This is a genomic window from Streptomyces guryensis (assembly GCF_021261325.1).
In the GTDB taxonomy this organism is placed as follows: domain Bacteria; phylum Actinomycetota; class Actinomycetes; order Streptomycetales; family Streptomycetaceae; genus Streptomyces; species Streptomyces guryensis.
The window spans coordinates 69,822-92,912 of sequence record NZ_JAJSBI010000031.1 but is presented as its reverse complement, the minus strand read 5'-3'; the positions used below and the strand labels follow the sequence as shown (position 1 = coordinate 92,912).

Annotated in this window: 19 protein-coding genes; 11 read left to right on the top strand and 8 right to left on the bottom strand. The window is 70.4% G+C overall.

Going from position 1 to position 23,091, the window contains the following annotated elements; all coding sequences use genetic code 11:
* The first annotated feature begins 130 nt into the window (after nt 1-130).
* The 6 genes from LJ657_RS40415 to LJ657_RS40390 are packed head-to-tail and all read left to right on the top strand — an operon-like array spanning nt 131 to nt 5,894.
* Nucleotides 131-667 carry a thiamine pyrophosphate-binding protein gene (locus LJ657_RS40415; RefSeq protein WP_232654678.1) on the top strand — a complete coding sequence of 179 codons (537 nt, stop codon included), beginning with the start codon at nt 131-133 and terminating at the stop codon, nt 665-667.
* A complete protein-coding gene (locus LJ657_RS40410) occupies nt 667-1,266 on the top strand; it encodes a thiamine pyrophosphate-dependent enzyme (protein WP_232654677.1) in 600 nt (199 codons plus the stop codon). Before LJ657_RS40415 ends, LJ657_RS40410 begins: the two co-directional genes overlap by 1 nt.
* Nucleotides 1,267-1,284: 18 nt before the next feature.
* Nucleotides 1,285-2,751 (top strand): aldehyde dehydrogenase, encoded by a 1,467-nt coding sequence (locus LJ657_RS40405; protein WP_232654676.1) that lies wholly within the window; start codon nt 1,285-1,287, stop codon nt 2,749-2,751.
* A gap of 50 nt (nt 2,752-2,801) precedes the next feature.
* Complete coding sequence (locus LJ657_RS40400; RefSeq protein ID WP_232654675.1) at nt 2,802-4,154, top strand: MFS transporter; 1,353 nt, start codon at nt 2,802-2,804, stop codon at nt 4,152-4,154.
* A gap of 43 nt (nt 4,155-4,197) precedes the next feature.
* On the top strand, nt 4,198-5,070 hold the full coding sequence (locus tag LJ657_RS40395; protein WP_232654674.1) for an HTD2 family dehydratase: 873 nt from the start codon (nt 4,198-4,200) through the stop codon (nt 5,068-5,070).
* On the top strand, nt 5,067-5,894 hold the full coding sequence (locus tag LJ657_RS40390) for an HpcH/HpaI aldolase/citrate lyase family protein (RefSeq protein WP_232654673.1): 828 nt from the start codon (nt 5,067-5,069) through the stop codon (nt 5,892-5,894). Before LJ657_RS40395 ends, LJ657_RS40390 begins: the two co-directional genes overlap by 4 nt.
* A gap of 397 nt (nt 5,895-6,291) precedes the next feature.
* Here the strand turns inward: LJ657_RS40390 and LJ657_RS40385 are convergent, their stop codons facing one another.
* The 6 genes from LJ657_RS40385 to LJ657_RS40360 form a co-directional block, all read right to left on the bottom strand.
* Nucleotides 6,292-7,239, bottom strand: coding sequence for a LysR family transcriptional regulator (locus LJ657_RS40385; RefSeq protein ID WP_232654672.1), 948 nt, complete (start codon nt 7,237-7,239; stop codon nt 6,292-6,294).
* 350 nt (nt 7,240-7,589) lie between these two features.
* Nucleotides 7,590-8,411: an alpha/beta fold hydrolase gene (locus LJ657_RS40380; protein WP_232654671.1), complete on the bottom strand. Its 822-nt coding sequence runs from the start codon at nt 8,409-8,411 to the stop codon at nt 7,590-7,592.
* The gene (locus LJ657_RS40375) at nt 8,408-9,586 is read right to left on the bottom strand and encodes an aminotransferase class I/II-fold pyridoxal phosphate-dependent enzyme (protein ID WP_232654670.1); all 1,179 of its coding nucleotides are present in this window, start codon (nt 9,584-9,586) and stop codon (nt 8,408-8,410) included. The genes LJ657_RS40380 and LJ657_RS40375 overlap by 4 nt, the downstream gene beginning before the upstream one ends.
* 5 nt (nt 9,587-9,591) lie before the next feature.
* The gene (locus tag LJ657_RS40370) at nt 9,592-10,212 is read right to left on the bottom strand and encodes an RraA family protein (protein ID WP_232654669.1); all 621 of its coding nucleotides are present in this window, start codon (nt 10,210-10,212) and stop codon (nt 9,592-9,594) included.
* Nucleotides 10,209-10,874: an RraA family protein gene (locus LJ657_RS40365; protein WP_232654668.1), complete on the bottom strand. Its 666-nt coding sequence runs from the start codon at nt 10,872-10,874 to the stop codon at nt 10,209-10,211. The genes LJ657_RS40370 and LJ657_RS40365 overlap by 4 nt, the downstream gene beginning before the upstream one ends.
* Nucleotides 10,871-11,536 (bottom strand): RraA family protein, encoded by a 666-nt coding sequence (locus LJ657_RS40360; RefSeq protein ID WP_232654667.1) that lies wholly within the window; start codon nt 11,534-11,536, stop codon nt 10,871-10,873. Before LJ657_RS40360 ends, LJ657_RS40365 begins: the two co-directional genes overlap by 4 nt.
* Nucleotides 11,537-11,609: 73 nt before the next feature.
* Here LJ657_RS40360 and LJ657_RS40355 point away from each other — a divergent pair, with 73 nt between their 5' ends.
* On the top strand, nt 11,610-12,533 hold the full coding sequence (locus tag LJ657_RS40355) for a LysR substrate-binding domain-containing protein (protein WP_232654666.1): 924 nt from the start codon (nt 11,610-11,612) through the stop codon (nt 12,531-12,533).
* 228 nt (nt 12,534-12,761) lie between these two features.
* Here the strand turns inward: LJ657_RS40355 and dacB are convergent, their stop codons facing one another.
* Entirely contained in the window at nt 12,762-14,129 is a 1,368-nt protein-coding gene (dacB, locus tag LJ657_RS40350; protein WP_232654665.1) for a D-alanyl-D-alanine carboxypeptidase/D-alanyl-D-alanine endopeptidase, read from the bottom strand.
* 232 nt (nt 14,130-14,361) lie between these two features.
* Nucleotides 14,362-15,375, bottom strand: a complete 1,014-nt coding sequence (locus LJ657_RS40345) for a ribosome-inactivating family protein (RefSeq protein WP_232654664.1) — start codon at nt 15,373-15,375, stop codon at nt 14,362-14,364.
* A 923-nt stretch (nt 15,376-16,298) separates the two neighbouring features.
* Between LJ657_RS40345 and LJ657_RS40340 the strand changes: the two genes are divergently transcribed.
* The 4 genes from LJ657_RS40340 to LJ657_RS40325 all read left to right on the top strand — a co-directional run bounded on the left by LJ657_RS40340 (nt 16,299) and on the right by LJ657_RS40325 (nt 23,017).
* Entirely contained in the window at nt 16,299-18,659 is a 2,361-nt protein-coding gene (locus tag LJ657_RS40340) for a LuxR C-terminal-related transcriptional regulator (RefSeq protein ID WP_232654663.1), read from the top strand.
* 912 nt (nt 18,660-19,571) lie between these two features.
* Nucleotides 19,572-20,048, top strand: coding sequence for a hypothetical protein (locus LJ657_RS40335; RefSeq protein ID WP_232654662.1), 477 nt, complete (start codon nt 19,572-19,574; stop codon nt 20,046-20,048).
* Nucleotides 20,049-20,068: 20 nt separating this feature from the next.
* On the top strand, nt 20,069-20,488 hold the full coding sequence (locus LJ657_RS40330; RefSeq protein WP_232654661.1) for a discoidin domain-containing protein: 420 nt from the start codon (nt 20,069-20,071) through the stop codon (nt 20,486-20,488).
* Between the two features lie 291 nt (nt 20,489-20,779).
* The gene (locus LJ657_RS40325) at nt 20,780-23,017 is read left to right on the top strand and encodes an MMPL family transporter (RefSeq protein ID WP_232654660.1); all 2,238 of its coding nucleotides are present in this window, start codon (nt 20,780-20,782) and stop codon (nt 23,015-23,017) included.
* Nucleotides 23,018-23,091 lie beyond the last annotated feature (74 nt).

Here is a 23,091-nt window from a genome sequence, read left to right as displayed (position 1 = left end):
GTCACAGGACTGCGGCCGCCCGGCATGCGCGCATCGCATATAGGCATCACTGTTTTCTATTGTCCAAACTCATCCATCAGCATTCATGATGCTCCGTACCTTGAGTCGACCGATTACGGAGTCGCTACGGATGAGTCAGACACATGCCCCGGCCCCTTCCTGGCAGGAGGACGTGTTCGCCGCGTTGAAGAAACGCGGCGTCCAGCAGATCGCCTACGTCCCGGACTCCGGTCACTCCCACACCATCCGCGAGGCACAGCGCGACCCCGCCATCCACGACGTGGTGCTCACCACCGAGGAGGAAGGCGTCGCCGTGGTCAGCGGGGCCTGGCTGGGCGGTCAGAAGGCCGTGCTGCTGATGCAGAGCAGTGGCGTCGGCAACTGCGTCAACATGTTCTCCCTGCTGCAGATGGGCCAGTTCCCCTTCCTCACGCTGGTGACCATGCGGGGCGAGTACGCCGAGTTCAATCCCTGGCAGAGCCCCATGGGCCGCACCACCCAGCAGGCCCTGGAACTCATGGGCATCACCGTCCTGCGCGCCGACCGCCCCGAGGACGTCGAGGAGACCGTCGAGGCGGCCCTGGACTCCGTGTTCGAAGCCGGCGAGCGCGTCGCGGTGCTGCTCGGACAGAAACTGATCGGCCGCAAGAAGTGGGAGCGCGACTGATGACCGCCACCGACACCCTGCCCCGTCTCGACCGCCGCCGCTTCGTCGCCGACCTGGTCTCCCGGCTTCCCGAGGACACCCTGCTGGTGACCGGCCTCGGCTCGCCCAGCTACGACGTGTTCGCCGCCGGTGACCGCCCCGGCACCTTCTACCTGTGGGGCGCGATGGGTGCCGCCGCCCCGCTCGCCCTCGGCCTCGCCCTCGCCCAGCCGGACCGCCCGGTCGTCGCCGTCACCGGAGACGGTGAACACCTCATGGGCATCGGCACACTGGCCACCATCGGCGCCCAACTCCCGCCCAATCTCACCCTGGTCGTCCTGGACAACGCCCACTTCGGCGAAACCGGCATGCAGCCCAGCCACACCCAGCTCGGCACCGACCTGGTCGCCGTCGCGCAGGGCTTCGGCATCCAGAACACGGTGCGCGTCACGGACCTCGCCCAGACCGAGGGCCTTGCCGCCCGTATCCGTGCGCGCTCGGCGACGACGTACGCCCATGTCCTGATCGACACCACCGAGCCACCGCGGGCCCTGCCGCCCCGCGACGGCGTGGCCAACAAGAACTCCCTCCGCGCCGCACTCGGCCTGGCCACCTTCTAGCCGACGGGATCGCCTTCCATGCAGCGCTACGAGTTGTTCGTCGACGGGGAGAGCCGCAAGGCCGCCGGCGGTGAATGGTTCCCCACCGACAACCCCTACCTGGGCACCCCATGGGCCGAGATCGCCAAGGGCACACCCCAGGACGTCGACAACGCGGTCCGCGCCGCGCACCGCGCCCTGCACACCGGGCCCTGGGCCGAGCTGACCGCCAGCGCACGCGGAGCCCTGCTGCGGCGGCTCGGCGACACGATCGCCGCGAACGCCCGCCGGCTCGCCGAGACCGAAGTCCGCGACAACGGCAAGCTGTTCACGGAGATGCACGGCCAGGTCGCCTACGTCCCCCAGTGGTTCCACTACTACGGCGGCCTCGCCGACAAGATCGAGGGCACCGTCCCGCCACTGGACAAGAAGGGCTACTTCGCCTACACGAGGAAGGAGCCCGTCGGGGTGGTCGCGGTCATCACACCGTGGAACTCCCCGTTGCTGTTGCTGGCCTGGAAGATCGCTCCGGCCCTGGCCGCGGGCTGCACGGTGGTGGTGAAGCCGTCGGAGTTCACCTCCGCCTCCACCCTGGAACTGGCCCGGCTCTTCCACGAGGCGGGGCTGCCGCCCGGCGTGTTCAACGTCGTCACCGGGTTCGGCCAGGACGTCGGCGCCGCACTCGTCGAACACCCGCTGGTCCGCAAGGTCAGCTTCACCGGCTCGGACGCCACGGGCCGCCGTATCAACGAGGCCGCCGCCCGCGACTTCAAGCACGTCAGCCTCGAACTCGGTGGCAAGTCACCCAACATCGTCCTCGCCGACGCCGATCTGGAGGCAGCCGTCAACGGCGCCGTCTCCGGCATCTTCGCCGCCACCGGGCAGACCTGCATCGCCGGCTCCCGGCTGCTGGTGCAACAGGACGTGCACGACGAGGTCGTGGACCGCCTGGTGGATCTCGCCCGCACGGCCCGCATGGGCGACCCGATGGACGAGAGCACCCAGGTAGGGCCGATCACCACACCCGCCCAGTACGCCAAGGTCCTCGACTACATCGGCATCGCCCGGCAGGAGGGCGCCCGGCTCGTCCTCGGCGGCAAGCCAGCCGACCGCGGCGGCTGGTTCGTCGAACCGACCGTCTTCACCGGCGTACGCAACAGCATGCGCATCGCCCAGGAGGAGGTCTTCGGCCCCGTCCTGTCCGTCATCCCCTTCACGGACGAGGACGAGGCCGTCGAGATCGCCAACGACAGCCGCTACGGCCTCGGCGCCGGCGTGTGGACCGGCGACATCGGCCGGGCCTTCCGCATGGCCGACCGCATCCGCTCCGGCACCGTCTGGGTCAACACCTACCGCGCGGTCAGCTATCTGGCGCCCTTCGGCGGCTTCAAGGACTCCGGCCTCGGCCGCGAGAACGGCATCGCCGCCCTCACCTCCTATCTGGAGGACAAGACGGTCTGGATCAACACCGGCGCCCCCACCGGCAATCCCTTCGTCCTGCGCTGAGAGAACCCGCACGAGCCGTCCCCGCCGCGACAAGAGCAACGGAGCTTCCCATGTCGCAGAGCCGCACCACCACCCCCGCACGCCCCGGAGTCACCGCCAACGTCATACGCGGCTGCCTGGGCAACCTCATCGAGTGGTACGACTGGTTCGCCTACGCCACCTTCAGCATCTACTTCGCCGCCGCGTTCTTCCCCGAGGGCAATGCCACGGCCCAACTCCTGTCCACCTCGGTCGTGTTCGCCGTCGGCTTCCTCATGCGCCCCCTCGGCGGCTGGCTGCTGGGGGCCTACGCCGACCGTTACGGCCGCCGCCGCGCCCTGACCCTGTCGGTCACGCTGATGAGCGCCGGATCGCTCACCATCGCCCTCGCCCCCGGCCACGACGTCATCGGGCTGTGGGCCCCCGTCCTGCTGGTCCTGGCCCGCCTGCTCCAAGGGCTCTCCGTGGGCGGCGAGTTCGGCTCCAGCGCCTCCTACCTCGCCGAGGTCGCCCCGCCGGGCCGGCGCGGCTTCTACTCCAGCTTCCAGTACGTCTCCATCGTGCTCGGCCAGCTCGCCGCCCTGGTGGTGGCCATCGTCCTGCAGAACACGCTCAGCGAGGGCCAGTTGCAGAGCTGGGGCTGGCGCGTCCCCTTCGTGATCGGCGCGGCGGCCGGTCTGGTCGTGATGTACCTGCGCCGCACCATGGAGGAGTCGCTCCACTTCCAGCAGGAGAAAGCGAAAGCAGCCGCAGCGCACGAACGCACGGGCCTCTGTTCCCTGTTCACCGAGTATCCGCGCCAGGTCCTCGCGGTCTTCGGGCTGGCCATCGGCGGCACCGTCGCCTTCTACACGTACACCACGTACCTGCAGAAATACCTGGTGAACACCGCCGGCATCCCGAAGTCGACGGTCTCCGTCATCGGCTTCGCCGCCCTGTTCGTCTACATGCTGCTGCAGCCCGTCGCGGGCGCCCTGTCGGACCGGTTCGGCCGCCGCCCCGTGATGTTCGTCTTCTCCGTCAGCGGCATGCTCCTGACCGTCCCGATCATGACCGTCCTCGGCCGCACGAGCAGTCCGTGGGTCGCGTTCCTCCTGATGACCGTCGCGCTGGCCTTCCTCAGCGGGTACTCGGCGCTGGCCGCGATCATCAAGGCGGAGATGTTCCCCACCAAGGTCCGGGCGCTCGGCGTGGGCCTGCCGCACGCCCTGGTCACCGCCACCTTCGGCGGCCTGACCGAACCCGTCGCGCTGGCCCTGAAGAAGGGCAGTCACGAGGTGGTCTTCTTCTGGTACGTCACCGCGTGCATCGCCCTGACCTTCCTGGCGACCCTCCTCGTACGCGAACCGTCCCGGACCTCCCTACTGGAGACCGACGAGGCCCCGGGCACCCCGGCCCCGACGAAGGCGGCACCGCTCACCTGACCCCAGGCCGGCCCCGTATACAAGGACACACAAGGACAGCCGAATGACGCAGCCAGTCCCGCCCCCGCTCAACTCCTACGTGGAGTCCTGGACTCCCGGGCCGGTCACCGACGAAGACCCCCTGCCCACCGGGCCGGTGGCCGCCCTGTCGGCCGTCCTGAACCTGCCCGACCCGGTCGCGAAGGCCGGGGATCTCCTGCCCCCGCTGTGGCACTGGCTGTACTTCCTCAGCTGGCCCGCCGGGCAGGATCTCGGCGCCGACGGACACCCCCGCGACGGCCACTTCCTGCCGCCCGTCCCGCAGCGGCAGCGCATGTGGGCGGGCGGCCGCTGCGAGATCACCCGGCCACTGCGCCTGGGCGAACCGGCCGAGCGCATCAGCAGCCTCGCCGCCGTGACTGCCAAGCAGGGCCGCACCGGAGAGATGCTGTTCGTCACCGAACGCCGTGAGTTCCGCCAGCACGGCCACCTCTGCCTGGTGGAGGAACAGGACATCGTCTACCGGTCCGGGCGCACGGCGGGACAGCACCCGGCCGCCCTCGACGAGTCCGCGTTCCCCCACCCCGACAGCCCGTGGCAGCTTCCCCTGCGCCCGGATCCCGCCCTGCTGTTCCGGTTCAGCGCCCTGACCGCGAACGCCCACCGCATCCACTACGACGCCCCGTACTGCCGCGACGAGGAGGGCTACCCCCAAGTCGTCGTCCACGGCCCCCTGCTCGCCCTGCTCATGCTCGAACTGCCACGGCGCCACGCCCCCGACCGGCCCGTGCGCTCCCTGTCCTACCGGCTGCGGCGGCCGGTGTTCGCCGGCGAACACCTCGTCGCCTGCGGCAGCCCCGCGGACGACTGCGCCGAACTGCACATCGCCACCCACCGGGAAGACCGGCACGCCACCGCCGAGGTGAGCTTCGCATGACCGCACCCCACGACCGGATCGCGGCCGCGACCAGCCTGCTGTTCGTCCCAGGGCACCGGCCCGATCGCTTCGACAAGGCGGCCTCCTCCGGTGCCGATCTGGTCATCATCGACCTGGAGGACGCCGTCGCCCCCGAGGACAAGGACCGCGCCCGGGACAACGCCGCCGCCTGGCTCGCCCTCGGCAACCAGGCGGTCGTACGGATCAACGCACCCGGCACCCCCTGGTCCGAACGCGACCTCGCCATGGCCGCCGACCACGGCTGCCCGGTCATGGTGCCCAAGGCCGAGGATCCGGCGGTACTGGCGGAACTCGCCGCCCGTACGGCCGGACGGTGCACCCTCGTCCCACTCATCGAGACGGCCCTCGGCGTCGAACAGGCCCGCGAGGTGTGCGCCACACCCGGTGTCGTCCGGGCGGCCTTCGGCAACGTCGACCTCGCCACCCAGCTCGGCGTCGCCCACGACGACCACACGGCACTGGCCCACGCCCGCTCCAGGCTGGTCCTCGCCTCGGCCGCCGCCGGCATCAGCCCGCCGATCGACGGCGTCACCACCGCCGTACGGGACACCGACGCGCTCACCGCCGACATCGCCCACGCCCGACGCCTGGGCTTCACCGGCAAGCTGTGCGTCCACCCGTACCAACTCTCGTACGTGGCAGACGGGTTCGCCCCCACCGCGGACGAACTGCACTGGGCCTGTACCGTGCTCCAGGCCGGTGACTCCGTCACCACCGTCGGCGGCCGGATGGTCGACAGACCGGTCCTGGAACGCGCACGACGCCTCCTGGCCCTCGCCCGCGAACCGCACACCGCGCCCTGACACGGCCCAGCCGGAGGCAGCCGGCGATTGAGGGCGCCTCCTGCCTCCGGCTGTGTGCCGACAAAGGCAATACGACATCATGTCAGCGGTCCTCGCCGTCGCCCCGCCCCGCGCCATGCCGCCCGGATGCCCCCTGTCCACCGCGTCGAGGTCTGGCGCGAAGGACCGCCGGACGGAGCCACCCCCTCCGGGGCCGTTCTCACGGCCGACGCGTACGGCTGCACCATCCCCTTGGCCAGGCCGCCGCGGCGCTCCGAGTGCGCCCTGAGCGCCCCGGGCGCGCGGCACGGCTATGTGACCGCCGCCTTCCCAGCAGGGAGGATCGTTCTCGCTCAGAGCTGCGCGGCGGCGGGCGTTTTCCTCGATCCACCGGCCTGCGGCGAGAGCACACCATCCCTCAGGAGGCCCCGAGCGGCTGTGCCTCCCACGTCTCGCGGATGTCGTCCCCGACCTCTTTCAGCAAACCGACCAGGACGTCGGCCAGCGGGAACAACGTGGTGTCTGCCGGTGTGACGGCGTAGATCTGCCGTTCCAGGCGTGGCTCGACCATGTGCCTGTGGACCGCGCCCTGGGTGGGCGCGACCGTGAGTCGCGAGAGCATCGCCACGCCGATGCCGGTGCCCACCAGGGACTGGGCCACGTGGTAGTTCTCCGTCTCGAAGACGACTCGCGGCGCGAAGCCGGCTCCCTCCGACGCCTCGTCGAACTGGCGTCTGGCCGCCAGCCCCGTGGTGATGACGATCCAGGACTGGTCGCCGAGTTGCTTCAGGCGCAGACCGCCGGGCTCGGCCGAGCCGCGTGTCACAGGGTGGTCGTCCGGGAGGCACAGGACCATCGGGTCGGCCAGCAGCCAGTGCGACCGCAGGGCGGGAGGCAGGGCGAGTTCGGGCTGGTAACAGGCGACGATCGCCACATCGAGTTCTCCCGAGGCGACGAGTTCGGGTCCCTGCGGAGAGGTGATCTCGGAGATGTTCAGGTCCGCGTCGGTCTGCTGATGGCGCAGCGCGGTCAGCGCGGGGGGAAGCAGGTGCTGGGCCGCGGCCTGGAAGGCTCCGACGCGCAACCGGCGCGCCAGTACGCCAAGAAGCGAGAAGACGCTGTCCGCGGCACGTGCGCACTGTTCGCCGATGGCGTCCCCCGCGTCGGCCAGTGCCTCGGCCGGCGGGGTCAGCCGGGCGCCGCGTGGCCCGCGCACCACCAGCGCCACCTTCCAGTCGCGCTCCGCTCGGGCCACCTGACCGGTCACCGCAGCCGGGGTGAGCCCCAGCTCGCGTGCCGCCCCCGCCAGGGAGCCGTGCCGCCGGATCAGAGCGAGCATCACCAGCTGCGTCGGGTCCACCTGCATTCAAAAATCTTAACGTAGGCCGTCGGATCATTGACTTCTCCAGCTGGCTCCCGGCCCTCACCCTGTTCGGCATCGCATCGCAGCGAACCCCAGGAAGCCGAGCACTTCCTGCAGGTCACCCAGGAGATCACGCGACTGTCACCGTCGCGGTGGCCGAACCGGCGCTCCCGCGCCGCCGGCCCCGCTCGGTTCAGACGCGCCGTTGCCCGAGCGAAACAGCCCCGGCCGCCCCACCCCCTGGGCGGTCGGGGCGACATCCTGATCACGGTTCGTCACATCAGCCCTCGGCACCGGCTCGCTCCTGCCCTGCAAGTGGGCCTGCGCCGCGCGCGGCTCGCCGTACACGACGGTCAGCAGCCGGCCTCGGCCCGTGCGACGAGGCCGGCGATGCGGGCCCACATCTGCGGCGGGTTGGAGTACATGGGGAAGTGGGCGCAGTGGCTGATCTCGGCGAGCTCCACACCACCTTCGGCCAGCTTCGCCAGGTACGACAGCGAGTCGTTCTGCTCTCCGTACATGAACATCCTCGGCATGGGGAGTCCGAGAAACCGGTCGAGCAGTTTGCCGTGGTCGGAGAGGTCGACCATGGACTCGAAGATCGCTCGGACCGCTCCGGCCCGGACCTTGTACGGAAGGCTCGCGGCGTACAGGCGGCCGGCGTGGAAGCGTGACCCGGCGACGCGCTCGGCGAACCGGGTCAGGAACGTGTCGGGGTCGTCGTCGGCGTGGGTGACGATCTGCCGGCTGAGGAAGCAGTCCTCGGGTGCGACGTTGCCCTCGATGCTGACGAAGCTCGCGACCCTGCCGGGGTCGCTGTCCGCGAGCAGGAGTGCGGTCAGGCCGCCCATCGAGTGTCCGACGAGATGGAACCGGTCGATCTGCCGGGCTCGCAGGACCTGCTCGGCGACCGAGACCAGGAATGGGACAGACACGGCGTCGAGGTCCGAGCAGGTGGTGCGGCCGCAGCCGGGGGCGTCGTAGGCGAGGACCGGGCGGTCGGCGAGTTGTTCCTGCTGGATGACGTCCGCGTAGTCCTCCTTGGTCGAGCCGAAGCCGTGGAGGAACACCAGGGGCGTGCCGACGCCGTCGCGGCGCAGGCCGGCCACTTCGAGGCGGGTCCCGTCGACGGTGAGGGGGAGCGTGAAGGGTTCGAGCTTGGTGACGGGGCTCAACGGGCCTCCTCCAGTTGCCGGGTGTCGGCCTCGGGCACGGGTCCCAGCGCGGCTTTCAGGCGGTCGATCGCGGTGATCAGGGTCTCGTCGTCAATGGCGAAGCACACGCGGATCCGGCCGGGTGCGTTGAACGCCTCGCCGGGTACGACCGCGACGTGGGCGGTGTCGAGGAGCCACGCGGCGAGGTCGGCGCTGCTGCTCCAGCCCCGGTCGTGGAGGAGCCCGCTGACGTCGGGGAAGGCGAACATGCCGCCGTCGGGCAGCGGGCAGTCGATGCCGTCGATCTGGTTGAGCGCCTCGACCAGCATCGTGCGCCGGCGCGCGTAGTCGCGGGCGGCCCTGGCTGGGGTGTCGTGGTCGTCCAGTGCGGCGAGTGCGGCCCTCTGGTTGACGGTCGGGACGTGGGTGATGGTGCGGGAGACATGGAGGCGCGCGGAGGCGATGATCTCCCGGGGTGCCGCGAGCCAGCCGACGCGCCAGCCCGTCATGGCGTGTTCCTTGGACACGCCGCCGACGACGACGCTACGGCAGCGCAGTTGCGGAGCCACGCGCAGGATCGACTGATACGTCCCGGTGTAGTCGAACGCCCGGTAGATGTCGTCGCTGATGACCCACATGCCGTGGCGCTGAGCCCAGTCCGCGATGTCCCGCAGCCGGGACTCGGGGTGAACGGCGCCGGTGGGGTTGCCCGGGCTGGAGAGAATGAGTGCTCGGGTGCGGGAAGTGCGGCAGCGGTCGAGTGCGTCGACCGAGACGCGGAACTCCTTGTCGGCGGTGACCGGCACGGCGACGCCACCGGCCGCGGCGACGACCTCCGCGTGCCCGGGCCAGCCGGGCCCCGCGACCAGGACCTCGTCGCCGGCGCCGACGAGAGCCTGGAGGGCTAGGAAGAGGGCGTGCTTCGCGCCGAGGGCGATCTGGACGTCGTCCGCGGTCCAGGCCGGTCCGGTGTCACGGGTGACATTCGCGGCGACGAGCTCGCGAAGGTCGGGATCTCCCTGCGCGGGTCCGTAATGGTGGGCGACGGGGTCGCGGACCGCGGCCACGGCGGCCTCCACGACCACGGCACTGGTGGCCGCCTGGGGCTCCCCGGCGGCGAGCGTGATGACATCCGCGCCTCGGGCCCGCAGGGTTTCGGCCCTCGCGGCCACGGCGAAGATCGGGTTGTCCGTCATCCGCGTCACCGTCCGCCGGCTTCGAAGTCGTACAGTTCGAGCGTGCTGCGGCCTTCCCGCAGCCGCGCCATCAGCTCCGTTTCGTGCGCCACCCGGGCGTCGGCGGCGTCGAGGATTCTCTCGGCCCCGCCCGAGGGAAGGGCGACGACGCCGTCGGCATCGCCGACGACGAGGTCGCCGGTGTCGACCGTGATGCCGCCGACCGTGACGGGGTGCCCGAACACTCCCCGGAAGTCCTTGCGGGTGCCGAGAATGGCGTTGTTGCGCGAGAACACCGGGAAGCCGAGCGCCTCGATCTCCGCCGCGTCCCGGACGCCGCCGTCGATGAGCAGACCGGCGATCCCCCGGTGCAGGGCGGCCACCGTGAGGACCTCGCCCCAATGGCCGAAGCGGGCGCCACCGAGGTCGGCCACCAGTACGGATCGGGGCGGGGCCTGGAGGACGGCGTGGTGCAGGGCGAGGTTGTCGCCTCCCGCTCCCTGGACGGTGAACGCCGGGCCGCACAGCCGGGCGCCGGCCCACAGCGGCCGCAGATCCGGGGTGAGCGCGATGCCGAGTCGGGACGCCTCCAGCAGCGTCGCGCTTGAGTGCCCGCGGGCGGGGTCGTCCGTAACTCTGTCGTTCATGACGGGTCCTTCCGGGTCTGCAGGGAGTGGTAGCCGTGCCGGGCGCGCGCCTCGGCGAGCGTCGCACCGCCGCGAACGGCCTCGACGACGGCCTCCTCGACCCGGTCGATGAGCCGTGCGAGCTCGGCGACCTCGTCCCAGCGGGCGGCCGGGACGACCACGGCGCCGTCGTCGTCGGCGACGAGGATGTCGCCGGGGTGGATGAGGACCTGGTCGATGGTCACAGCCGTCTGGACCGCGGCCACCCGGACCCGGTCCTTGCCGGTCCGCATGAACCGGGAGACCGACCAGATCGGGTAACCGACGCCGGTCGCCACAGCGACATCGCGGCAGGTGCCGTTGATGACCGTGCCCGCGATGCCCCGCTCGTGGGCGGTCTCGCTCATGATGCCGCCCCATACCGTGCAGTCCGTGCGGCCCGCGTTGTCGATCAGGATCACGGAGCCGGATGGGACGTCGTCGAGGAAGTCACCGACGGTGCCGCCGGTCTCATCGACCGGTTCGTAGGTCACGGTGAAGACCGGCCCCACGATGCGCTGGCCCTGGCGCAGGGCGCCGATGCCATGGAGAGAGCCGGGCAGCCCGAGCGAGTCGAGGGCGTCGGAGACGGACGCGGTGGACAGATGGGTGGCCAGGAGCGCGGGGGAGGAAGGGATGGTCATCGGGCGGTCTCCTGCTCTCCGGCGAGGCGGTCGTCGTGCATGGCGTGGGACAGGCGGGCCCCCGCGCGGACCTCGTCCGCGATCGCGCGCTCCCTCGCCACGATCGCGGTGGCGATCTCGGCCACCTCCTCGGCCCGCTCCCGAGGGACGACGGCGAGGCCGGTCTCGTCGGCGACCACGACATCGCCCTGCTCGACCCTGAGCCCGGCGATCTCGACCGGCTCGCCGGTGGCACGCTGCCGCAGCCTGCCCCGCGCCGTCGCGGGGATCGCACCGCGTGAGAACACCGGGAAGCCCAGCTCGCGGGCCTCCGCCACATCGCGGCAGACACCGTCCGCGACGACACCACGCACCCCGCGCCGGGCCGCGCCCAGGCTCAGGATGCCTCCCCAGCAGGACACGTCGGTGCGGCCCTGGTTGTCGACGACGATCACGCTCTGCTCGCCCGCGGTCTCAATGGCTGTCGTGGCGATGTGGGCTCCGGCCGGACGGTCGGAACGCGGCTCCAGGCCGACGGTGACGGCGAACCCGACGACGGCCGAGGGGCCCCACACCGGACGGATGCCGCCGACGCCGGCGGGCAGTCCCAGCTGGTCGAGCGCATCGCTGACCGCGGCGGAGTCGAGCGCCGCGTAGCGATCGAGGAGGGATGAGTTACTCATGCCTCCACTTCAACAGCGTCCGGATATATTCGGAAGGTCTGATTCCCTATCTCAGTAAGAGGATCTGCGAATCGTGGTCGAGATCCGCCAAGCCCGCTACTTCGTCGCCGTGGCCGAGGAACTCCACTTCGGCCGGGCGGCGGAGCGGCTCCAGATGTCCCAGCCGCCACTGTCCCAGGCGATCAAGCAGCTCGAACGACAGCTGGGTTTCGAGCTGTTGCACCGCACCCAGCGATCGGTCGCCCTCAGCGAGGCCGGGGCCGTGTTCCTGGAGCACTGCCGAGCGCTGATCCGCCAGGCCGAGGACGCCGAGATCGCCGCCCGGCACGCGGCCACCGGACGTGGCGGGCGGCTGAGCCTGGGCGCGGTCGCCTCGGCCTTCTCCTGGCCGCTGCCGCTGGTGCTCGAGCAATTCCACGAGGATGCACCGGACATCGAGATCCGCACCCAGGAGATCGACACGCACGAAGCCGCGGCAGGACTCCTCGACCGCACACTCGACTGGGCCATCGTGCGCCAGACCGCCCCGGTACGCGGCACCACGGCAACCTCACTCTTCGTCGACCGCTTCGTCGCAGCCCTCCCCGTCGGCCATCCCGGTGCCGCCGACGACGGCCCACTGGACCTGGCGGACCTCGCGGCCGACACCTGGGTGTGGCTGAACCGCCACATCTCACCCGACTACCACGACGCCATGGCCGCCATGTGCCGCACGGCCGGATTCAGCCCCGTCCCCACGCACTGGGCGAGGTCGGTGACCTCGCAGATCGCCATGGTCGAGTGCGGTCTCGGCGTCACCGTCGTCCCCGCCGCGGCGTCCGCGGCGCGCCCAACCGTCAGGTTCAGACCGCTACGTCACGGAGCGGCGACCATCGAGCTCACCGCCATGACGAGATCAGCACCAGGGGCACTGACCGAGCGCCTCACGGAGCTCGCGACACGGCTGACCGCCGCACAAGGACCGATGTGGCCGGGATCGGCGTCGACAGCGACGTGATGCCGCGGCTCGCACCTCCGCCCCAGGAAGAGACGTCGGTGCCGCCGTCATTGGCGACGACGATGACGTCCCGGGGGACCGGCCGCTCGGCGCTCTCGGCGATCCGCTCCACCTCAGCGGCGGACAGGGCGACGGCCCAGCCGCGCACGGGTCCCCGGCTTCCGAGCTGTCATGTCGACGACCCCGTTTCCGACAGCGGTCGTGCGTCAGGCGAATGCCGTGAAGTTTTTACGCGTAGCAGCCGTTGACGGTCGCGGCGAGGTCGTCCATGGCGTCCTTGATGGCGTTCGGGTCGACGGTGGAGCCGTTCTCGACGAAGGAGAACACCTTCCACCTGCCGTCCTTGCCCTGCGTCAGACCACTGAGCGCGACCGCGCCGGTGAGAGTGCCGGTCTTGGCATGCACCTTACCGACGGCGCACTTGGAGTTCGCGTCGTCGAAGCGGCCGTACTCCGGCCCGAGGGTGCTGCCAGCCTCGCCGGCCACGGGAAGCCCGTCGAGGATGGAGCCCAGCGTGTGGGCATAGCGGTGCTGGGTCAGCAGTTCGAGGATCTGGGCGAGGGTGGCGGCCGGGATGCGGTCGGCGCGGGACAGGCCGCTACCGTCGTAGAGCTCGAAGTTGTCGAGCGACACGCCGTACACCCGGGTCAGCACCTGGCGTACGACCTCGGTGCCGCCCTCGAAGGTGGCCGGGCGGCCCGCGGCCAGGGCGGTCATCCGCAGCAGGGTCTCGGCGATGTTGTTGTCGCTGTGCTTGAGCATCGTGTGGACGATCTCCTTCAGCGGCGCCGAACGGTGGCGTGCGACCGGTACGTCGCCCGGGCCCACAGTGGCCCGGGTCACGTCACCGTCGACGGTGACGCCCTCCGCAGCGAGCTGCTTGGCGAAGACCTGCCCGGCGTCGATGGACGTGTCCTGTACGCCGTGCCCGTCGACGACAAGGGCGCGGACCGGGGCGACGGTGTCGGGGTAGTAGCCGTCGTTCCAGCCGGCTGCCAGGGTCGGCTCGGGGAAGAGGCTGTCGTCGACTGCGACCTTCACGCTGGTCAGCCCCGCGGCCTTGAGTCCGGCGACCGCCGTCTTCGCCAGCTCGGCGAGATCGGCGGTGGTGAGGGTGCGGTCGCCGCCACCGACGAGTGTCAGGGCGCCGTGGCCGTAGACGACCTTCGTGGTGAACCGGTGGTGCGGGCCGAGCACGGTCAGGGCGGCCGTCGAGGTGGCGAGCTTGGCGTTGGACGCCGGCATGAGCGCCGTGGACGCGTTGTGGCCCCAGACAGTGGTGTCCGAGTCCGCGTCGACGACCACACCGCTCACGTTCAAGCCCAGCCGTTGGTCGAGCACGCGCGTTTCGAGGTTGGAGGCCATCCGCTGGTCAGTGGCGTCCAGGTCGTCGGTCTTGGCCGCCGCGCCGACGGTCTTGTCCGCAGCGAAGGCGGACGGCGCGGCCAGCGCGGTGGAAGCCACCGGCACAGCCATGGCGAGAACAAGAGCCCGGCGCAGACCATTGCCCGTGCCGTTCTGTCTGGGCTTGCGATGTCGGCGCCGGCCCCCCGGAAGGAAGGTATTCACGGGCGCTTCGGTAGTCATGTTGCTCATGGCGGGATTCGGCTTTCAGGCGGCAGGGACTGAGACAAGAAATGACGAAAATGTGGCATCGGAATGCAGAGCACCGCGGCCTTCCCCCGGGCAGACGGGTGGCCGGACAAGTCCCGGAGCCGCTGCGGGGCGCGCCGGTCCGTGAAGACCGGACGCCCCTCGTCGCACGGGCCCTGGCTGGTCCGGGGAGAGCGGCCGCAGCGCGCATACCGCCGTGCTGGGTTGGACGGGTTTACAGTTCGCTCTTCGGAACCTTGCTGAGCCCCTTGGCGCCCAGGGCGGTCATCAGAAGGACCGCCGCGCTCGCCGCGGTGTTGACCGCACGGCCGTAGAGGCTGATGCTGGCGCCCCCGTTGTTGCGGTAGATCTGGCTCGCCCTGGACCAGTTGTGCATCGCCTGGACGTCCGTCTGCCCCAGGACGTAGGAGTCGAACTTCTTCATCCTCGCAGCGATGCCGGTGGCGATCGGTCGGAAACGCGCGGCTTCAGCGATGCCGACGATGAAGGTCTGTATGGCCCTCGCAATGGCTTGATGGTTGCTGTTGGTGCCGGCCAGTACGGTGACCGCGTTGTGGAATTCCTGGTGACCGAGACGCAGGCCGACAAGGGGCCTGTTCGCGTTGGACCTGTTGGACAGCTCGTCGTACTGCTCGGGAAATGAACGGTCGTCCTCGCTGAGCGTGGGCACGCCCGAGCCCAGGGTGTATCCAGACGTCCCCCCTACGGGGTTGACGGTGAAGAACTGGACGACGTAGAAGTCGTTGAGCCTGACCCTGATGTGCACCGTGGCGCTGTTGTGGGACGTCGACGCCGGCAGCGTGGCGATGATGTCGGCGAACCGGTCACTCTGGGACGAGTCGGTGGTGTCGACCTGCCGCGTCACGCCGTCGGCGTCGACGATCGACCGCCGTGACGCGCCCGCGATGGCGCTGGCGGCCGTCCGCAGCTCATTGATCATGTTCGCGAAGTTCTTCGCGCCATCGGGTCCGTCCTCAACGTTCCAGTGGATCTGCCGCTCCGCGAAACTGACGGTCTCCAGGTCCTGGGAGTTGAGCCGCACGTTCGACGTCGATGCGGAGGAGTGGAGGGCGTCGGGAGTCAGGTGTACGCCGTTCAGCGCGACCGCGCCGGCCAGTGCGGCGGATATGACCACCGAAACGCCCAGGCGGCGGAAGGCACGGGTGGAGACGGCGGCTCCGTCTGTTGGTGAGGTGTCAGCGAGGGCTCGCTTGGTCTTGAAGGGCATGGGTGTGCTCCTCTGTGCGGTGTGTGACGGACAGGCCGCGTCAGCGGTGTCAGGCGGTCCTGGACTCGCGTTGGTACTGACGCCGCGGGTGTGGCCCCACGTGGCGGGCCCACGACGCTTCCGCGCCGGGCTCCGTCCCGCCGGGACACGGCGTGACACAAGGTTCGGCCGGGGGCCAGGCGTCGGGCTTGGGTAGTTCTACGGGGTAGGTACCTGATTCGCGGCCCGCCGGGCGCCGGTCCGGGCACGTGAGGAGAGGCCGAGCCTGGTCAGGATGCGGTCGACGACCGTCAAACGATGCGCGGCGACGGCACGAGGTCGGCGGAGATCCACCGGTTCGCCTGCCCGCCGGCGATCAGTGCGGCGATCTGCCATTCCGGACAGGGCAACGGGCACGCAGCCGCCGGCGGAGCGGCCGGTTCGGTGCCGGTACGGGTGTCCAGTGCGTAGGCGATGGCCTGAGCGGGGCCGGAGGCCGCGGCGCCCGGCCGCCGATCCCCTCGCGAAGCGGGCTTCGTGCGGTGAGGGCGAGGCCGAGCGGGAAGATGTTCGCCAGGCCCGCCTACCGGAACAACCAGTCGACCACGGCGGATGGGGGGATGTTCACTTCTGGGCCTGTGCCATCCGCAGTCCGGCGGCCCCGGGCGCTGCGGGGATGTGGGCGATGGCGCCGGACCGTTCGACTGGCCACGCCCACGCCGCAGTCCACGGTCCGCCATGGATGTCGTATACGGGCGTGGGCACGTCGCTGAGCTGCTCGATCAGCACGAGGGCCCGGCCAGGAGCACGCTTTTGTGTACCTGCCGGTAACTCCGAGACTTGTCTTATGGCGGGACAGTGGTCGGACCTGGGCGGGTCCGGCGTGCCTTCCTCGCTGAGCGTCGGCGACCCGAGTGGGGTGAAATGTGACGAGGGCAACGGGAATGACGAGTGGCCTGCCGACTCCGTTCACCAGCTTCGTGGGGCGGCGAACGGAGATGGCCGAGCTGCGCCGTCTGGTCGGTGCGGCGCGGCTGGTGACGCTGAGCGGCGCGGGCGGGGTGGGCAAGACGCGGCTGGCGCTTGAGGCGGCCGCCGCGTCGGTCAAGGAGTTCCCGGGTGGGGTGTGGCTGGTGGACCTGGCCCCGGTACAGGACCCGGTGGCGGTGCCGGGTGCGGTCGCGGCCGCGCTGGGCATGCCGGACCAAGGCCCCCGGCCGGTTCTGGAGCAGCTCGTCGTGTACCTGTCCTCGCGTCGGGTCCTGCTGGTGCTGGACAACTGCGAGCACCTGGTGGATGCCTGCGCACAGTTGGCACAGCGTTTGCTTTCGTCCGCGGCCGAGCTGCGGATCCTGGCCACCAGCCGGGAGCCGCTGGGGCTGACGGGTGAGCACGTCTTCCCCGTTCCGCCCCTGGATCAGGCGGACGCGGCGGAGCTGCTGCGGGACCGGACCGCTGGGGTGCGGCCCGGCTTTGAGGTCAACGATGCGAACCGGGCGGCCGTACGCCGGTTGTGCGAGGGGCTGGACGGGCTGCCACTGGCGATCGAACTGGCCGCCTCCCGGCTGCGTACTTTTTCGGTGGAGCAGGTTGCGGAGCGGCTGGAGGACCGGTTCACGCTCCTGACGGCCGGCAGCCGGACGGCACGGCCGCATCAACGCACACTGCGTGCGGCGATCGACTGGAGCTGGGAGCTGTGCAGTCCGGCGGAGCGGCTGCTGTGGGGCCGACTGTCGGTGTTCGCCGGAACTTTCACCCTGGATGCGGTGGAGGACGTGTGCGCGGGCGACGGGATCGTGGCGGGCGAGGTGATGGACCTGCTGGACCGGCTGGTCGCACAGTCCCTGGTGGAGCATGCCGACGCCGGGGACGTGCCCCGCTTCCGGCTGCTGGAGAGCATTCGGCACTACGGGCGGGAGCGGCTGGTCGACTCCGGCGAGGACGAGCGGCTGCTGCGAGGGCACCGCGACTTCTTCCTCGCTCTGGCCGGGAGCCTCCATCAAGACTGGTTCGGTCCGCGTCAGGCCGAGATCCTGGCCCGGTTCCGGGCCGAGCACGGCAACCTGCTGGCAGCCCTGGAGTACCGGAGCGGGACCCGGGCGCCGGTCTCGGCCCCCCGCACGGCGGCGGGCCCAGGACCTCAACCCGGGACAACGGAGCGCAGCGGTTCCAGGCCCGGTGACCCGCAGGCCGCGCTCGCGCTGGCCGCTGCACTGATGTACCACTGGGTCGCGGGCGGATTCCTCGGCGAGGGGCGGCGGCAGCTGGAACGGGCGCTCGCGGCGGCCCCCGAACCCACCCTGGTCCGGGCACGTGCCCTGGCGACCGCTGCCTACGTGGCCCAGCTGCAGTACGACCTGGCGGTGGCGGACCGGTGGCTGGAGGAGGCCCAGGAACTCACTGAGCGGCTGGGCGACCGCGTGGCGAGCGCGCACGTGCGGGGTCACTGCGGTGTGTCGGCGCTGTACCGGGGGCAGCGCGAAGAAGCCTTCCTCCACCTTGAGCAGGCAGTGGCCACCCACACCGCACTCGGTGACCAGCTCGGAGTGGTCAGCTGGCGGGGAGCGCTGGCCATCGCCCAGACCCTCTTCGGGGACCCACGCGCGCCGGAGACCAGCAGGCAGGCACTGGCGGACCAGGAGGCCCACGGAGAGCGCTACGCCCGCGCCCACCTGCTCATGGTGCTGGGCCGCCACGCCTGGGCACTCGGCCGGCACACGGAAGCCAAGGATCTGACCCTGTCCGCGCTCAGCATGCTACGGGGCTTCAGCGACCCCATCGGCGTCGCCAAGATGGTCGAGCAGCTCGCCTGGATCACCGCCTCCGAGGGCGACCACCGACGGGCAGGACGCCTGCTGGGCGCAGCCGGGTCGCTGCTGCACGACGCAGGCACCACCATCGCCGCGGGCGACCCGCAGATCGAGGAGTACCACGCCCGCTGCGAGGCCGAGATCCTCCAGTCGCTCGGCTCCGCCGGCTACGAACAGGCACTGGCGGACGGCGCCGCAGTATCCGGCCCCGCCCAGGCCATCGCATACGCCCTGGACACCGAGACCGATGCCGACACACGCACCGGCACCGAGCCGGCTGCTCCACCGCCGGTTGCTAGCCCGCTGACTCGCCGGGAGCAGCAGGTCGCCGCGCTGGTCGCCCGCGGCATGACCAACCGACGCATCGCCGCCGAACTCGTGCTGTCGCCGCGCACCGTCGACGGCCATGTGGACCACATCCTGACCAAGCTCGACTTCTCCTGCCGTGCCCAGATCGCCGCCTGGTGGGCCGCAAACCAGGTACCCACCCCATAGACCTACCCGAGACATGGGGCGGCCCCGTTCGATCCCCATGTCACTGCCCGGCCCCTTGATTCGCAACGGTCTGCGCCTGGCAGCGGCACACGCCGCTCACACGTCTGCGCAGGTCGTTCGCTGGATGAACGACCTCGGCGGCCGATACGCGATCTACCACCACGTGTCGCCGCGGCGTCGATTGTGTGATGCGACTACCATCACCGCCCGCATCCAGGCAAAGCCGGCCGTGTGCGAGACGACCCGCCGTGTCCTGCTCGGCGCCCCTAAGGACACGGAGTGTTCCGGAGGGCAGCCAGCGGGAATGGAAGGAACCCCGCCGAGCCCGCGTACGCACCGAGCACACGCGTGGATGTGCGGAGGCGGTGTCCCGCACGGCGGCATCGCGCTCCCCGAGAGCCGGCGCCTTCTCAGCCCACTCACTGGGAGGCGGTGAACACCGGTGTGCGTGAGGTGCCTACGAACCGACGGCGCGCTCTGGCGCTTCACACCCAGCTCGGGGCGGCGGGGGTGAGGGTTGGACCGCACGCAAGGCATCGGCTGTGCACCGGCGAAGCGCGCCCCGACGCCACGCCGGAGCAAATACGTCGGTGCACGGCCGCCGTCCCCCGGTGAATGGCGGTCGCGCCGCCGGATGATGTCCCGTCGAGTGCGACCGAGTGCTGTGGAACTCCTCGAGGAACGAGTACCGCTCCCGCTACCGGGCGGTCACCGAGGTGTTGCGCGCCCACTTCAACGCCAGCCCCTACTTGGAGTTCTACGTCCCCGAGGCGCTGTACCTCATGAGGGCGCCCACCGTCGCCGAGGAGCGAATCCGCAACCGCTTTGCCGCGCAGGTTGCCGATCCCGCCTGCTACACGCTGTGGGAGGTGTGGACCAAGTCCGCCGGCACCGACAGCCATGCATGGAACGGTGGCCCGCTGTACGCCCTGTCCGCCTACGCGGGCAGCATCCATCCGGCCGACCAAGCCCGGCTGGGAGACGTACGAGGTCATCCCGCAGACCGGCACCCTCACGAAGATCGACACCGTCACGCCCATGGTCAAAGGCGACATCCGCTTCGGTATCACCCGCGACGGAACCAAGGTGACGCTGACGCTCACTTCGCAGGGCGGGACGGCGGCCCGCGTCGGCGTGCCCACCTACGGCGGCTTCCAGCCGGTCATCACGGCAAACGGTACGACCGTCTACTCGAACGGCTCATCCACCGGCAGCGTCACCGGGCTGGCGTACAGCGGCAAGGACTCCTGCTACGTCTACTTCACCGTGCAGCCGGGCAGTTGGACGTTCACGGCCACCGGCACGGGCCGTCTCGACAACCTCGCCCTCGGCCGACCGGTCACCAGCAACAACAGCCTGGAGAACGGCGACTGGGCAGGAACCGGCTGACCGACGGCAGGCTCACCAGTGTGACCGGCGCCAAGGGTTACACCAGCACCGACTTCTCCTCCGCCGATGTCAGCACCAACCCGATGTGGGTGGAGATCGACCTGGGCGCTGACACCGACCTCGACGCCGCACACCTCTTTCCTCGCACCGACACCCCAGCCGAAGGCGGTGGCACGGCGGGCTTCCCGGTCGACTTCACCCTCCAGACCCGTACCGACGGCGGGACCACCTACACCACCGCCCGCACCGTCACCGGTGAGCCCAACCCCAACGGAGCCGCCCAGACCTACACCCTCACCTCCGCCAACGTCCACTACCTGCGCCTGACAGCCACCAAGCTCGGTAAGTCCGCCGCCGACGAAGCCACCCGCTACCGTCTGCAACTCGCCGAAATCCGCGTCGTATGGCAACGGCCCCGGGCCGAGCCCCGCACGGCGTGAAGCCGGGCGCCGGCGGTGGCCCTTTCTGTGCCTGCTGAGGAGGTCGTCGTCACCGTCGGCCGGAGGCGCCTTCGCGCACGGTTTCGTGCTCGGGTCCGCCTCGACTGGTGTAGCGGGCTACACCTCCGATTCGGGACTGTGCTCCCTCGTGATGTCACGCCGTCGGCGGAATCGTGGAGGTCGACGGAAGGGCCCCTCCCAGCTCCAGTCGAACTGGACGTGCATCCCCCACAGAGGCGGTTCTCCGACCTTTCGCCGTTCCTCAACCGCTGATGTGGAGGCTGCCTCGCCATGGCAACTGTCCTTTATCACTTGGGCCGTGTGGCCTTCCGGTGGCGCTGGTTCGTCACCTTGTTGTGGGTGGCGGTGCTCGGCGCCGCCGGTTTCGCCGCTTCAAAGGCCCCCGCCACCGCCGACGAGGGCTTCACCATGCCCGGCATTGAGTCGCAGAAGGCGTTCGACCTGCTGGAGCATCGCTTCCCCGGCTCGGCGGCCGACGGGGCCAGCGCCCGGATCGTGTTCGTCGCGCCCAGCGGTGAGAAGGTCACCGCCGCCGAGAACAAGAAGGCCATCGAGCATCTCGTCGACGAGGCCGCCGACGGCAACCAGGTCGCCAGTGCCGTCGACCCCTTCCAGGCGAAGGCGGTGAGCAGGGACGGTACGACGGCGTACGCCACCGTCATCTTCAAGGCCAAGGCCGACGACCTCACCGACACCAGCAAGCAGCACCTGACCCACGCCATCGACGGCGCCCGGGACGCGGGCCTGACCGTCGAGGTCGGCGGCGACGCCCTGGCCTCACCGCCCTCCGCAGGCGGCGCGGCCGAGGTGGTCGGCATCGCGGTGGCTGCCATGGTCCTGCTGATCACCTTCGGATCGCTGGCCGCCGCCGGGCTGCCGCTGCTGACCGCGATCCTCGGTGTCGGCGTCAGCATGGCTGGGATCATGGCCCTGTCCGAGGCGTTCAACCTGTCCGAGAGCACCGGCACCCTGGCCACGATGCTGGGCCTGGCCTGTGGCATCGACTACGCCCTGTTCGTCGTCTCCCGGTACCGGGAGGAGCGGGGCAAGGGACATGCGCCTGCGCAGGCGGCCGGTCTAGCCGCCGGTACGGCCGGTTCGGCGGTCGTCTTCGCCGGCCTGACCGTCGTCATCGCGCTCGCCGGACTGTCCGTCGTAGGCATTCCGATGCTCACCAAGATGGGGCTGGCAGCAGCTGCAGCGGTCCTGGTCTCGGTGCTGGTGTGCCTGACGCTGGTCCCGGCCGTCCTCGGCTTCTGGCCGAACGCTGTCCTCTCGCGCGGCGCCCGCCGCAACTCCCGGCGCTACCGCAGGAAGCAGCGCAAGGACGACAACGGTGGCTCCCGCTGGGCTCGCATCGTCGTACGCCGCCCGCTGCCGGTCCTGTTGCTCGGCGTCGTGGGGCTGGGTGCAGTCGCCATGCCCGTCATGGACCTCCAGCTCGGCATGCCCGGCGATGAGGCCAAGCCCACGTCCACCACTGAGCGCCGTGCCTACGACGCGCTCGCCAAGGGCTTCGGTCCCGGCTTCAACGGCCCCTTGACGGTCGTCGTGGACGGCAAGGGTTCTGCGGCCCCGAAGGCTGCCGTGGCGACGGTCGCGAAGGACATCAAGGCCACGGACGGGGTGGTGTCCGTCTCGCCGGCCCGCTTCAACTCCGCCGGTGACACCGCGGTGTTCTCCGTCACCCCGTCCACCGCACCGACGGACGAGAAGACCAAGGATCTCGTCACCGCCATCCGCGGCGAACGTCCGGGCATCGAGTCGAAGGCCGGCGCCTCCTTCGAGGTCACCGGCAAGACCGCGCTGGACATCGACGTCGCCGAGAAGGTGCAGGCCGCTCTGGTGCCGTATCTGGCGGTCGTGGTCGGACTCGCCATCGTGCTCCTTCTGCTGGTGTTCCGCTCCCTGCTGGTGCCGGTCAAGGCCGCGTTCGGGTTCCTGCTGTCCGTGCTGGCTGCGCTGGGGTCGGTGGTGCTGGTCTTCCAGCAGGGGCACGGCGCCGACCTGCTGGGCGTGGAGTCCACCGGCCCGATCATGAGCATGATGCCGATCTTCCTGGTGGGCATCGTCTTCGGTCTCGCCATGGACTACGAGGTGTTCCTGGTCTCCCGGGTGCGCGAGTCGTACGTCCACGGTGACGCGGCCAAGCAGGCGGTGGTGTCCGGTTTCCGGCACAGCGCTCGGGTGGTCGTAGCCGCCGCACTGATCATGATGGCCGTCTTCTCCGGCTTCATCGGGGCCAGCGAGTCGTTGATCAAGATGATCGGGTTCGGGCTGGCCATAGCGGTCCTGTTCGACGCCTTCGTCGTCCGTATGGCGATCGTTCCCGCGGTCCTGTCCCTCCTCGGTGACAAGGCCTGGTACCTCCCCCGCTGGCTCAACCGGCTGCTGCCCGACATCGACGTCGAGGGCGAGAAGCTGAGCCGCAAGATTCCCGCACCGACGGGTCCGGACCCGGACCCGGACGACCGGCCGCTCGCAGAGCCCGTCCCCATCCGCTCCTAGCGATGACGACGCGGCCGCCTACCTTGGGGCGGCCGCCTCCCGACCGGGGCCGCCGAAGCGGCGACGGCCCCGAC

Coding starts and splice junctions, on each gene's coding strand:
- LJ657_RS40415 (WP_232654678.1), top strand. CDS start 131: ATGAGTCAGACACATGCCCCGGCCCCTTCCTGGCAGGAGGACGTGTTC.
- LJ657_RS40410 (WP_232654677.1), top strand. CDS start 667: ATGACCGCCACCGACACCCTGCCCCGTCTCGACCGCCGCCGCTTCGTC.
- LJ657_RS40405 (WP_232654676.1), top strand. CDS start 1,285: ATGCAGCGCTACGAGTTGTTCGTCGACGGGGAGAGCCGCAAGGCCGCC.
- LJ657_RS40400 (WP_232654675.1), top strand. CDS start 2,802: ATGTCGCAGAGCCGCACCACCACCCCCGCACGCCCCGGAGTCACCGCC.
- LJ657_RS40395 (WP_232654674.1), top strand. CDS start 4,198: ATGACGCAGCCAGTCCCGCCCCCGCTCAACTCCTACGTGGAGTCCTGG.
- LJ657_RS40390 (WP_232654673.1), top strand. CDS start 5,067: ATGACCGCACCCCACGACCGGATCGCGGCCGCGACCAGCCTGCTGTTC.
- LJ657_RS40385 (WP_232654672.1), bottom strand. CDS start 7,239: ATGCAGGTGGACCCGACGCAGCTGGTGATGCTCGCTCTGATCCGGCGG.
- LJ657_RS40375 (WP_232654670.1), bottom strand. CDS start 9,586: ATGACGGACAACCCGATCTTCGCCGTGGCCGCGAGGGCCGAAACCCTG.
- LJ657_RS40370 (WP_232654669.1), bottom strand. CDS start 10,212: ATGAACGACAGAGTTACGGACGACCCCGCCCGCGGGCACTCAAGCGCG.
- LJ657_RS40365 (WP_232654668.1), bottom strand. CDS start 10,874: ATGACCATCCCTTCCTCCCCCGCGCTCCTGGCCACCCATCTGTCCACC.
- LJ657_RS40360 (WP_232654667.1), bottom strand. CDS start 11,536: ATGAGTAACTCATCCCTCCTCGATCGCTACGCGGCGCTCGACTCCGCC.
- dacB (WP_232654665.1), bottom strand. CDS start 14,129: ATGAGCAACATGACTACCGAAGCGCCCGTGAATACCTTCCTTCCGGGG.
- LJ657_RS40345 (WP_232654664.1), bottom strand. CDS start 15,375: ATGCCCTTCAAGACCAAGCGAGCCCTCGCTGACACCTCACCAACAGAC.
- LJ657_RS40340 (WP_232654663.1), top strand. CDS start 16,299: ATGACGAGTGGCCTGCCGACTCCGTTCACCAGCTTCGTGGGGCGGCGA.
- LJ657_RS40325 (WP_232654660.1), top strand. CDS start 20,780: ATGGCAACTGTCCTTTATCACTTGGGCCGTGTGGCCTTCCGGTGGCGC.